Annotated in this window: 10 protein-coding genes; all 10 read right to left on the bottom strand. The window is 41.4% G+C overall.

Annotated features, from left to right (window positions below):
• A partial coding sequence (locus HY960_06185; protein MBI5215324.1) for a hypothetical protein occupies positions 1–2,478 on the bottom strand: 2,478 nt, incomplete at its 3' end.
• Between the two features lie 636 nt (positions 2,479–3,114).
• The gene (locus HY960_06180) at positions 3,115–3,333 is read right to left on the bottom strand and encodes a DUF167 domain-containing protein (GenBank protein MBI5215323.1); all 219 of its coding nucleotides are present in this window, start codon (positions 3,331–3,333) and stop codon (positions 3,115–3,117) included.
• Positions 3,334–3,516: 183 nt separating this feature from the next.
• Complete coding sequence (locus HY960_06175) at positions 3,517–5,037, bottom strand: insulinase family protein (protein MBI5215322.1); 1,521 nt, start codon at positions 5,035–5,037, stop codon at positions 3,517–3,519.
• Positions 5,034–6,383, bottom strand: a complete 1,350-nt coding sequence (locus HY960_06170; protein ID MBI5215321.1) for an insulinase family protein — start codon at positions 6,381–6,383, stop codon at positions 5,034–5,036. The genes HY960_06175 and HY960_06170 overlap by 4 nt, the downstream gene beginning before the upstream one ends.
• A gap of 267 nt (positions 6,384–6,650) precedes the next feature.
• On the bottom strand, positions 6,651–9,293 hold the full coding sequence (locus tag HY960_06165) for a hypothetical protein (protein MBI5215320.1): 2,643 nt from the start codon (positions 9,291–9,293) through the stop codon (positions 6,651–6,653).
• Positions 9,294–9,408: 115 nt separating this feature from the next.
• Positions 9,409–10,182 carry a hypothetical protein gene (locus HY960_06160; protein MBI5215319.1) on the bottom strand — a complete coding sequence of 258 codons (774 nt, stop codon included), beginning with the start codon at positions 10,180–10,182 and terminating at the stop codon, positions 9,409–9,411.
• A gap of 101 nt (positions 10,183–10,283) precedes the next feature.
• Complete coding sequence (locus tag HY960_06155) at positions 10,284–10,457, bottom strand: hypothetical protein (protein ID MBI5215318.1); 174 nt, start codon at positions 10,455–10,457, stop codon at positions 10,284–10,286.
• Positions 10,458–10,642: 185 nt separating this feature from the next.
• Positions 10,643–12,031 (bottom strand): DUF4097 family beta strand repeat protein, encoded by a 1,389-nt coding sequence (locus HY960_06150; protein ID MBI5215317.1) that lies wholly within the window; start codon positions 12,029–12,031, stop codon positions 10,643–10,645.
• Positions 12,028–12,531 (bottom strand): hypothetical protein, encoded by a 504-nt coding sequence (locus tag HY960_06145; GenBank protein ID MBI5215316.1) that lies wholly within the window; start codon positions 12,529–12,531, stop codon positions 12,028–12,030. The genes HY960_06150 and HY960_06145 overlap by 4 nt, the downstream gene beginning before the upstream one ends.
• Positions 12,528–13,082 (bottom strand): sigma-70 family RNA polymerase sigma factor, encoded by a 555-nt coding sequence (locus tag HY960_06140; protein MBI5215315.1) that lies wholly within the window; start codon positions 13,080–13,082, stop codon positions 12,528–12,530. Before HY960_06140 ends, HY960_06145 begins: the two co-directional genes overlap by 4 nt.
• Positions 13,083–13,487 lie beyond the last annotated feature (405 nt).

Genomic DNA, 13,487 nt, shown 5'->3' with positions numbered 1-13,487 from the left:
CGCATCCTGCACGCCGTCTCCGTCTTCATCTTCAAATTTCATCCCGCTGATGCTGATGTTCTTGAAGTTCCCGAAGTTGTTGTCGCCGCTGTTGTCGCCGCTCGTCGCCGTCACCGTGTAGCCCGCGTTTCCGTATGTCTGTGTCCAGCCGCTCTGCGTCTCTTCACTGACATGATACACGCCGGGGCCTAAATCGTTGAAGCTGTACGAACCGTCCGCGCCGGTCGTCCCGCTCGTGAACGGACTGCCGTTCTTTTCGAGCGTCACTGTCCAGCCCGGTAATCCTGATTCGAGTGCATCCTGCACGCCGTCTCCGTCTTCATCTTCAAATTTCATCCCGCTGATGCTGATGTTCTTGAAGTTCCCGAAGTCTTTAAAATTATGAACCGTTCCCAATTCAACCACAAGATTATAAACATTTGGAGCATTGGGAAAAGTCTGAGTCCATCCTGTCTGCGGTTCCTCACTTATGATGTAACTTCCGGGAAGTAAATTTGAAAAACTATAATTGCCCTTTTCGTCTGTTACGGTATCAAGCATCGTCGGTCCAACAAGATGTATTGTCCATCCAGCCAACCCCGGCTCATCCTCTTCACGAGAACTATTACCATTTACATCTTCAAACTTGGTACCCGTTATAATACTTAACTGTATGTTTCCAAAATCAATACTGTCAATTGTACTTCCGGAAAAAACAGTTGTAAAATATTTTTCAGACGCAGGGAATGTTTGTGACCAACCCGGTCGTTGTGCTTCACTGATTACATAGGTTCCGGGAACAAGATGAAAAAATTGATACATCCCCTTTTCATCTGTAATAACCGAATCGGTAGTCGGACCGATTGCTTCAATCAGCCAGCCAGCCAATCCGGGTTCATTAGCATCTCTCGCTCCATTATAATTTAAATCATGGAATTTAATTCCCGTAATTGTACCGTATTGATAATTTCCAAAATCATTTCCAGTATAATCATTATTGTAATCTACAGAAATGTTATAAACGCCTGTCAAAGGATATGTTTGTACCCAATTTTCTTTTTGCTCTTCACTTACCGTATATGTTCCGGGAGTAATGCCTGCAAACTCGTATCTCCCTGTCAGGTCAGTAACTACCGACATCAACCCGTTATTTAATGATATTCTCCATCCTGAGATTCCGGATTCGTCAGCATCTTTGATTCCGTCGCCATCTAAATCATTAAATTTCATCCCGCTAATAGTTGCAATTTTAATAACTCGCAGAATCAATGAAACCGTTGTGGTGCCAACCGGGATACCATTATCTGTTGCTGTGAACTGAATAACATGGTCACCAACTTGAGCATTTGTAGGTGAAAATGTAAATCGGATTGTTGAAATATTTCCGTCTGTACTGTTCGCGGAAAAGTTAGGTAAGCCAGCCGCATCAACTTCTGTATGCGTAGTTTGCCCAAGTTCAGGACTGATGAATGTTACTGTATCATTCAGCGTACTACCTGCAATGACTTCAATAATATTTCCCGGGGGAAATCCGCCTGCAATAGGAGCAATGTTATCACTACCTACATTAAAACAAACTTGTTTGCCGTCCAGATAATTCACTCCGTCATAATTTCCCCCCGGTCCATCGTAGGTATCGTTATCTTGATTGAAACGACCAATCTGAGCAAACTTCACTCCATCGCCTTTGTTCACACCTGCAGTGGCCGGGACTCCACCGAATCCACCCACTCCACCCGACGCGTTTCCTGTGGTCCATTGCATATCTCCGTAACTGAAACAAACGTTGTTTCCAAGACCAACTAATGTATCCGAACCATCAGAGATAATTAGTTCAAATGTATTTTTCTTCCCCGCTTGTTGATTGTAATAGCCAACAGATTCCCAAATAACCGTTAAACGATGTGCTTCTACTTTATAATAGACTAATCCGCTTGCAGGATTTCTTGTATCAACATCTGCCCAAAACGGCGCGACCATCGGATAGCGATTAACGGGAAAACCGGTCGAACTGAATGTGTAGTAAGGTTGGTCAAAAGAGATGTTACCATTATTATTAATATGCACTGCGTTATATGAAGACCCATAGAGATTGAACGCAAATGGCAAATGAATTAGTTGACTTGAACGATCGTCGTTACGATAGTCCGGTGATGAAGCGCCAACAAATGGAACAGTACTGAACGATGCATCGCGAGGGGTCTTCAACGATGTCAGGGGATTGTTAAACTCTGACACAAGATTGAGTTCTCCAGGCAATTTCATTTCGCCCTTATATGTTGATTGTTCCGGAGATGGTATGAGTCCCTTCTCTTTCAATTCTTCCCAGCGAAGAGAACTTTGCGCATCGCTTTTATTCTCTAACGATTTCCATTCGTCTGAAGTCGGAACTCCTAACTTGTTCTGCTGGAGAGAGGAATTCGATTGAGCATGCGAAGTTGCTGTCATCATCGAAAAGAATAAAGTCAAAACGATGAGCAAAGAGAAACTGTTCTTCATACTATGTGAAAAGTAAGAAATGAATTGTTGGGTGGGTTTGTTATCGGAAAAAGAAATAACGGTCCTCATAACTAACTTCCTTAGATTGTAAGGTGTAGAAATAACGATAAAAATACTTATTGAATTATGTTAAACTGTGAAGTTTATTAAAATGCTTTCGCGTAAAACCATGTTTAGTTTTACATAGTTGGATAATCTGCTATCATGCAAAAACGAGTTTCTTTATCTCACTCTCTGAATTATTATAACCGAAGATAAATAAAGACACTACTACCATCTATAAAGAATAAAACCAAAGAACAACTTGGGGGAAATGAACCACCAGGCTATTGAAAAATTATAGAAAAAATCTTTTGAATATTTCTTTTTCAAAACAACAGAAGGCATATTGCTCTACGTTTCTGCTCCACTCAGCACTCACGTAGAAATCTTCTGCTCTACTTTTTGAAAAAGAGAGTCCATCCGCAATTTGATGTGCAAAAGGTAAGAACCTCTTATGACATTACCAAATACTTTTTGAAAAAAAAATGCAATTTTATCATATTTATTAAATCATGTGCAAATAGTTGAAAAAATATATAATCTCAATCCATATTTGCTTGCTACTATAATAGAGAACAACGGGAAACAGGGTTTTTAATCTACTTCAAGGATCTTCATTCTTGAAGAAATACCGGAAATCACCCTAATCGCCCGTTTGGGTTTATGAAAAAAATCTGATAGCAATTCAATGACTTTTTCATTCGCTCTTCCATCAACTGGGGGAACAGTTACCGAAACAACAAACCGGTTACCCTCAGATTCCTTTACTTCGTTTTTTCTTGCATTCGGCTTAACTTTTACTGTAATTTTCATCGTTGATATGTATAAACCAGCCGAGGCTGTCCAAAATGTCCAAGCAATGTAGGACAGACATTCCTGTCTATCGAAATCAATTGATATTCAAGGACATGACAGGCAAGTCACAAGGTGATGCCGTTGGCAAATGCCTGTCCTACTTACTTTCTGGACAACCTCGGTTTACATCGGGTTTCGGTGTTACTTCTCAAACAATTCGTTTGCCTTCACTACTTTCGATTCTTCTTTATTAATTGAAAGTTGAAACGCCTCAATGAACTTATCCTGTTCAAGAATATTCGGAGAGACCGGAGAAGCATACTTAATCGGAGAAATCATATTGGAAATCATACTGTTCATTATTTCATTTCCCTTTCCTTCATCAACCACAACGGCTATTTTTACATTCTTGTAATCAAGATATTTCTTCACTGCCGCGTTCACCTCTTCAACTGACAAGGACTTTAATTCTTTGTCAATCCGGTCAATGAAATATTCCGTTCCATAAAACTCGGAATCCATTTGATAACCGAGACGACGACTCAGTGTTCCCGCCCAGAGTTTTGAATAATTAAGTACAAACTTCTTCGTCTTCTCAAAATCCTCTTTTGATAATCCCTGCTCTACAAAATTTTTGAATTCAAACAACGCGTTTCGAATTGCAAAGTGAGTGTTCTCCGGCTGAACGGGTCGCAACCAGATGCTGAAGAATTGCTGACGAAGCGGTGTGTTCAATTCGGGAAATACATTTCCCGAACCGACACCGCCGACAAATTTTTCGACGTATGAATAATCACCATAATTCAATCCACGGTCGCCGCGCAAGCGATTCATCAACACACCGTTAAATGTTCGATGCTCTCCGAAGTACGAATTGGCAACAAGTAACGCGTAGAAATCTTTTTCTTTTCTCGTGAGTGAAAGCGGATGCCCCATTGAAATTGCAAATGCACGCGCAGGCTTTTCAACCACCATCACTTCGAGATTGTTGATTGGTTCGGGTTTCGGTAACGTCACTTCACTGAACGGAACTTCTGGCAACATTGAAAAATCTGTTTTGATTTTTTCAATCAACGATTTCGGATACCCTCCGGCAATCCCGAACCAGAAATTTCCCTGCGTATAGGTTTTCTTGTAGTACGCTTTAACATCATCAAGTGTACTCGTTGTTAATCCCTGCACCGTTCCGAATTCGGTGTTTTTGTAAGGATGATTTGCATATAACATGGTATTTAACGCCTGTTTCCCAAGTTGTTCATCACTTGTTGAACGGAGCGAGTTTTTCAAATAGTTCAATCCCAAATCTTTCACTCGGCTGAAATCGGATTCATCAAAACGAGGATGCAGCAACAAATCGGTGAACAGTTTGTAAAACGCATCAAGATGGTCGCGATGCACTGTACCGATAAACGTCGTAATCTCCTGGTCAACCTGAACATTGATGTTCGCCGCCCATGGATATAATTTTTCAACCACTTGCTGATACGACAATTCCTGTGTTCCTCCCTGAGCAATGACATACGCGGTGAGCGCGTTCAAGCCTTCTTTTCCTGCCGGCGAATTAATTTCTCCCGCACGAAGAACTACCCGAAATGTCACTAATGGTGAATTGGAACTGTGTATTTCCGTAATTCGAATTGCGCCTTGCGACGCTTCATGAAACAATGTTATTAATGCCATTGCAAATAAAAATAAAGTTGAGATTAAAGGTAAACGCTTCATTGTTGTCCCTCCTCTTGCGTCATAATGACTGTTGTTCTGTTCGTTTTGTTCAGATATTTTTTCGCGACACCCATTAAATCTTCGACGGTAATTTTTTCATAGAGTGAATAAATATTATTCACCGATTCCGGATTTCCTGTAAGTTGAACGTAATGACTGATTGTTCGAGCAATCCCGTTCGGGTTATCTAATCCCATCGCAAACAGATATTTCATGTGCGATTTAATGGAAGCAAGTCGCTCGGCAGAAACAGGGGTTGTCTTTGCCTGTTCGATTGCTTTATCTATTTCCGCACGAACGCGCTCAATGTTTGATTTATCTTTCACACGAGCATCAACCATAAACAGTTCAGGGTCGCGATGGTCTTGCTGGCCGCCATAAATATATTCGACCAACTGCTCTTCAACAACGAGTTTATTGAACAACTCCGACGTTTCCGAAAACAACACTTGCGACAATACATCCATCGCCGGCATATCAATTTCTTTATCATTGAATCCGGGACCACGATACCCCATCGAAACCTGTGGAAGCGTTTTTGCTTTCCATGGGAGATTGATTGTTTTTTCTTCCTTTTGTGGTACATCGAGCGGGACATCGAGTGTGTAATTGCCGCGCTTCCAGTTGCTGTAATATTTCTTCACAAGTTCCATCAACTTCGCTTGTTCGAAATCGCCGACAATAATCAACGCGCAATTTTCGGGACGATACCATCGGTCAAAAAACGTCAGGCTGTACTGATATTGATTCGGCATATCCTGAATATCTTTCAGAAATCCCATCGTTGTGTGTTTGTAGGTGTGTTTCTCAAACGCGTTCTCACGGAGTTTTTCGTAGATAGTCATGTCGGGATTCGAGTAGTTCTTGTTGTACTCACCCAAAATCGCTCCGGCTTCCGTTTTGAAATCTTCCTCAGTGTATTTCAAATTCATAAACCGGTCAGACTCAATATCAAGAATCGTTTCGAGTGCATCCGAACTTGCAAGCGTATGATATGCTGTGTAATCATCGGTTGTGAATGCATTGTTATCTGCGCCGATAGATTTCAGCATTTCGTTATACGCATCTTTGGAATATTTCTCAGTTCCGCGAAACATCATGTGTTCAAAGAAATGCGCAAACCCGGATTTCCCCGGTTCGACTTCATTCCGCGAACCTGCCCGGACAACTGTCCAAACTGCGATGATGCCGGGACTATCAAACGGAATAGAAATGACGTTTAATCCGTTATCAAGTGTAACCTGATTGATGGGATAAGGAAAAATTTTGTTGCTTTCGTCCGAGCCGCGCGCAATCACCAGCGCAAACGGAACAAGACAAAGCATGAGATAAAGTAAGAATCGCATGGATTCCTCCATAATATAATAGAGTCGTTTTCGTGGATTAAAGAATTGTAAATAGTCTGTTCACGTAACGAGTGAACAACAACATTTGTTGCGGCGTTAAGATAGGAATTTTAACAGAGAAACAGAAACCGTTTGCCGATTTTGAATAATATCAGTGATATGTTAACCACAAAGGTCACTAAGAATTTCTCACGAAGAACACAATGTTGTTGAGTCTCTTCTTTGTGAACTTTGTGTAACCTTTGTGGTCTTTGTGGTAAAAAAAACTCACTTCATTTTGCTTTGATTCGAAACATTCATAATCAATTTTCCATTCTGTGATGACTTCACCCAATACCCCTTCCCAGGCTGCAATGTCTGAGCCGGGACATACGCGGAATTATCAAACATAAAATATGATGACTGAACAATTCCGGAAGGAGAAGCAACAACAGCAGAGGAATCTATCACCGAACCAATTGCGCCAATCATGTTCCAACCGGAAACAATAATAGCCGTATCTCTTCTATTTAGTGGCGCTTCAAGTTCAAATGTTTCAGCAGAATCAAACTTCACCCAATAACCGGTTGCAAGTTCAAGAGTATCATCTTGTGTATATCCTTTTTGATAACCAAATGCTGTTGATGCTGAACTTGGAAAAACGCTTTTCACAAAACGGTCTTGTACTTTTAACGGAACCGAAACCATATTCCACCCTGAATTCACTTGTATATTTGCAGTAACAGGAATTCCCTCATCACGAATAACGATATCATCTACAAACCATCCATCCCACGTCGTACCGGTTCCCGCCGCTAATCTGAAACGGATTGTTGCAGTATCTCCTGCGTATGCTTTTAAGTCAATTGTTTCTTTCACCCAATCACCGGGACCTGCGTTTCCATCCAACCATTTTGCTTGAACGTAAGCATTATACGTTTTGAGCACTGTAAATGATTTTCTTCCGTTCGTGCTTATCTCTACATACACAAAACTTCCGGTTCGCACAATCGCGATGTCTTGATACTCAAGAAACGGTTCGGCGCCAAGTACTACAGGAGGCAACATAAAGTATGTCGTTGTCTGTTGATTGTAATTTCCTGTTGGACTATCGGTAATCGAGCGTGAACCACTGTGTGCAATCTGCGTTGTTGTATCCCATGTTCCTGTCCGATAGACACCGCCGTCATCATCTTCAAAATCTTCATTGTACGAAAACAGCAATCCGCCGTGACCGAACAATTCATCTGAAATTGTGCTGTAGTTCATTGGCGTTTCGTTATCCCGCACTTGAAGTTTATACCTATGATATCCTTGAACGACATCATAAAATAATCTCTGCTGTCCTGTATCGGACATTGATTGAGCAACACTGTCGTATAAGTTTCCATCACGATAAATCAGAACGTAGGCATAATCATTCAATGGCGTACCGTCTGTTTGTGCCGACGGATTCTTCCATATCAATGCAACGCCATCCGTGTCATCACGCATTGAAAAATATTGCACAGGATTCGGAGTTGCAGAACCACCGCAAAACGCTGACGCTGAACGAAACAGACTTGAGTCACCGGGAACAACTGTGTTGATGGTGTACGAATACAATTGATGAAGCGTTAATCCATTATCTACAAACGATTCTATTCCCGAATCTACTTCAGCGAGAAAATTTCCATCACGATAAATATGCAACTTGAAATTATTCAGAGGAAGACTATCATTCGATTTCGTTGGGTCGTTCCAATTAAAGACAATCGAGTTCGGTGTTTGATAATCGCTGTATGCTGTAACATTTGCCGGTGGCATCGGGTCGTTCAAATGCAGGTCAATATACGGAGCTGTAAAACTCCGAGGTCCGCCATACGCACCCACATCATTCAATACAGTGCCTCGTGAAGGGTGTAAAGCATTTCCCGGATTGCTCATGTCTTCCACATCGTTATAACTTGCCGCGGGGTTTCCTGCATCAACACACGGCGAAGCGGGAGAAATATAATGGCTCGTATCTACAAACATCGGATTGACATTGATGTTTCCTGTTCCGGTGTATCCTCCCTGCACATCGCAATACGTTATCGAACTTGAACCGCCCGATTGAACAATTTGCGGTTCCGTCGGTGAAGTATTTCCCCAGACAATGCAATTGCGCATGGTGATACTTGTATTGTTAATCCACACACCGCCGACATCCTGTACAGCAGAGTTTTCAATAATAGTATTGTTCTCAAAAATTTTCGGGTTCGTACTTGAACTCGTTATCCAAATTGCGCCGCCATTAAACGCGTGCGCTCCGCTGTTACGGTAAATGACATTGTTCTTCAAAATTCCGCCCGTGTAATACATAACAATGGCGCTTCCATATCTTCCCTGATTGTACATGATAATATTATTATAGATACGCGGGTTGCTGTCACCAATCCTTATTCCACCTCCGCCGGAACTTGTCAATCCTGCCTGGTCCATCGCTTCATTATATTTGATCACATTATGTTGAATAGTCGGCGAAGAAAACTCAATGAGAATTCCTCCCCCTTCACGGAAATAACCACCGCTGTGGATATCCCTGTAAATCGTTCCCTTCCCACCGGTGAGTGTGAACCCCTGCAATACAGTCGTGGTATCTTCGCCCGATTCAAAGATGACGCAACTTGCTGTGTCCGGGTCAACCGGTTGAGAACCGTTGATGATGGTGCTATCAATATACATGACATTCCGTTCGAGAGCGAACCAACTTGTAAGGACAATTCGTTTGCCCCGAAAATTGATATTCTCGAAATACGTCCCGGGAGCGACAAGCACTGTATCTCCGTTTGAAGATGCTAAGATTGCCGATTGAATTGTTGGATAATTCGCCGGCACATTCAATACTCCGGCATTGAGATTAGTAAAAAACAGAAGGAATAAAATGCAAGAAAATACAATTCGGTTCATACGCTTTGGATAATAATAGTTTGGAATTGGCTGAACATACAAAAAAGCCGTTGAAGGGACAACGGCTTTGCAGTGAACAGTAACTATTTTGCAGGGAATGGATAGTGAGGTATTGTCAATTGTTAGAATATGGATACGCCTGAAATGATTTCAATGGAATTTCGATTCTCATATCTCCATCAAGTCCATGAATACGAAGATATGCAACACTTGATTGAGTAAAAAAATGTTTCCCTTCTTGTCGGAGTGGAAACAGAATCAGCAACGTCTCTTCTTTTTGGAAAACATTCTGTCTTCTACCAAAGACAAAACGAGGTTTGAGTAATTCCTGTTTATCGTTTTCTAAAAATATTCTTGTTTCTAAATCACTGATATCGGGAGTGTAACATGGGTAGTCGTTCAAGTATCCCGGTATGATTGGTCTCATCCCAAAGTCTCCCGAACTCGTTGTCCTCACAATACCTAACGGAGATACACATGGAAATGTTTTATTCATTAAGTTCAACAAGACCATGAATGAATCAACTTGGGTAATATCCCGATAATAATTTCCTCGTGCATCGAATGTACGCCCCGTTCTCGAATCAAAATACAACCCGACATCCTCAAGAAAACGCGCTTCAAGCAATGAAGAAAGTTGAGTCCCGTGTAATTGTTTTTTGTATTGTTCTAACCGACTGAAGGCAGAAATGACAAGCGGAGAAAACGGAACGACTGCCATCCGAACTCTTGTATCCTCTATGAAATAGTTATTGACGGAAGAACCAAGAAGAACTGTCAAGCAATCCTCCCGCGACCATTCCTGAACAGGTGTTTGAATAATTTCATCGTACTGCCTGATTGCAAGACAGCCCGATAGCAACACACACATCACAAGAAAATATTTCATATCATTCCCGACGTTGATGTAACGAATCAGTCATTTCGTCTTTGCATCATCGTCCTCATAATCAATGGTGCAATAAAAATGACTCATTCGTCAATCCGAAATCATTCCTTCCGCCCATACTCCTCAACAAATTTCTTGATTGCATCAATGTTCTCAAGAATCAACTTTGCTTTGCCGACGCCGAATGAAAATGGAAACTTCGAACCGGGATTTAGGTTCAACACTTTATTGCCTTTGAATTCTTCTACTGCTGGGGTTGGTTTTTGTTCTTCCATGTAATTATCCTTTTATGAATATGTTGTTGAAAATTAACTTACTAAACATACAAAAACTTTCCCAAAAACAACAGAAATATTTTATCATTGACGATTGAATCCTTGAATCATTCAAAAATTACAAGAATCAATCCTCAATGACTCAATTCTCCTCATCACACCCAACCGCAACATTGACTACTGAACTACTCCGTCTCCACCTCAATATCCCCCGACTTCGTCTCGATAATAATACTCCCGTTTCCCGAACCGATTTTCCCCGTTGCGTACTCATTACTGCTGCGTGATTTTCTTTTCAACGGAATGTTCGTGCTGATATTTCCATATTCCGAATCGAGTTCAAAATTCCCGGAGAACCCGACAGGCATCCGCACACTAACGCTCCCGTATTCATTTTGAATGTTAATCGTATCCGGCGCGTTCAACATGCGAAGTTCAATTCCATCGCTCTTGTTTGTCATGGAGATTGTTTTCGCTGTTAAATTTCTCAGTTTCAACGAACAATATTCAGTCCGGGAGTCCCAATTTCCCGTTACAACGTTCGCGATGATTTGTGAACTCTTTGATTGTAGTTCTACATTTCCATTCACGCTTTTCAGTTCGATGTTGGAATACGGATTATCAATCCGAACATTTCCATTCGCATCCTCCAACAGCAAACTTCCCGACTGCCCTTTCACGGAAATCCGTTTCCCCGCAACTCCACTTACACCGATGATATCAACATCGGAATAATTTGCATCAACCGAAATCCCTTCAACATTATACACCCTGATTGTTGCGCTTGTCGAGTTCAGGTCTACAAATCCCTTCACCTCCTTCACTGTGATGGTTGAATAATCCCCATCGAGCGAAAGATTACCGCTGATATCTTCTAATTTGATTTTCCCACTTTTATCATTCAGAGAGATTCCCTGCTTTGCACGGCTGATAGTCACCGTCGAATAATCCGCGTCCGCAGTAATCTTCCCGTCAAAATCTGCAATAGAAATTGTCGAACTTGAGCCGCTGAGTTTCAGATTCCCGCCCGATTGTTCAATCGTTGTTTTGCCATAATTATTTTCAATTGTTTGAATAGCAGAACAACGTCTCAAGGTAAGTGTATTGCTTACGCCGTTCAGATTCAATTCTCCATCAAAGTTTTCCAGCGTGAGTGTTCCATATTTAAAATCAGAAGTCAACGGATTAGATTTCGGGACATAAATTTCTCCCGAAACATCTTTCTTCCAGTAAAACCGTTTGAACAATTTCCAGAACGAAAATCCGCCCTCATCTACATCTTCAACATGCACCACAACATTGACAACATTTTTTGAAGGCGAAACAGAGAAATCTATTTTTGAATCGTACTTGCTTTCAAACTCTTTGTCGGAAGATTCGACGCGCAACTCAAGCCGGACATTCACTTCATTTTTCTCCCAGGGAATGATACGAACGTTTGCGCCGGACAATCCCCGAATTTCTATTCGTTGCCCGGCAGTCGTTTCCATACTTCCTTTCAACTCACGATACGATTGAGCATATCCAATCGCCACGCATAAAAAAGAAACGAGAATAAAACGTATTGTTGTCATAACACTATTTCTCCTTGGTCAATCATTTGTTGTAATACTTGTAATTTCATGCTGTATAAATTTCTCAGCCGTGATTGCGCGAGCGGAGTGATGTCTCCTGTTCCCCGCTCACTATAAAAGGTAGCAATCGCGGCATCAATCTTTGCAAGTTGTTCTTTCCGTACCTGAACATATTCCCGTTCTTTCTCGTTTGCGAACGAACCGTTTATCAGGTTCGGTAATACTTGTTCAAAATCCTGTATGGCAGATTGATACGCTTCGTTGAAACGAACTTCCTGCGGCTTGCCGTTCTCAATCTTCTGTTGTATCGTTGAATAAATTCCGACCGACGTGAAATACAACAGCACAGCCGCTGCGATGCCGTAGATGAAACTCCTCTTGCTCTCAATATATAAGAGAGACGATGAGGGGGCGGTTGTTTCTTTTTTGATGTGACGCCACATCCGTGTTTTCGTTTCGTTATCGGGATGTTCGTGTTGTGAATAGAATTGTTCAATCATATAGCTTTCTCCATTTGTTCCCATTGAGTTCGTAACAATTGCTTCGTCCGGCAAAGGGTTGCCCGTGAAGCGCTTTCATTGATATTCAGAATTGAAGCGATTTCAGCGTGCGAGTATCCTTCCACCTCAAACAGAAGAAACACACTCCGTTTTTGTTCGTCGAGTTCCTGCAAGAGCGTTTTCATGGTATCATCCCAGACAAATCGTTCTTCCTCCGAAGTATCGTTCCCGTGAGAATGCAGAAGATGAAGTTCGGTTGAATCATGGTTGGCAAAAGATAACACATTCGGTTTGCGTACATCAGTCCTCATTTCATTGATGGCAATGGTAAATAGCCATGTTGCAAACTTTGAATTCCCCCTGAACGATTGCAGATTGTTAAACGCTTTGATGAAGGCGCGTTGCACCCACTCCTCCACCTGCGCCTTTTCGGAAGAATACTGACGCATAAAGCGGAACAACGGCTCAACATGAATATCATATAATTTCCTGAAAGCCGATTGATTTCCACGCTTCGCTTTTTCTATGAGTGTGGCTTCGTGCTGAATCATTTTGTTGTAAAGGTTAGACGCTAACGCTCTAAGAGATGTTACAGGAAAAGATTGATATGACTTATCTTTCTTACACAATGATGGCAAACTCTCCAAACACCTCTTTTCTAAAATTAGTAGAGAGATGTACCATTATAGCATCAATTTATAAGATTTATTTTGAGATGATGTCAAAATTTGTTTATTGGTAAAATAATGTAGAAAACGAATCGGAAACAAAGAAAACGCATGTACTTTCGCTCCTCAAACCCTCAGTCTTCGCGCACTAAAAAAAAAAACCGAAAAACACTTGACAGAATTTATTTTTTTTTATTTATATTGCCCCCGTCAACAAAACAGTTCTTTACAAACTTTTATTACGACATGGGTTTAAAGGACAAATCCTTCCTATGACACCAGAGAATA

This window comes from Ignavibacteriota bacterium (assembly GCA_016212665.1).
Lineage (GTDB): Bacteria > Bacteroidota > Ignavibacteria > UBA10030 > SZUA-254 > FW602-bin19.
This window is presented reverse-complemented; position numbering and strand designations above follow the sequence as displayed.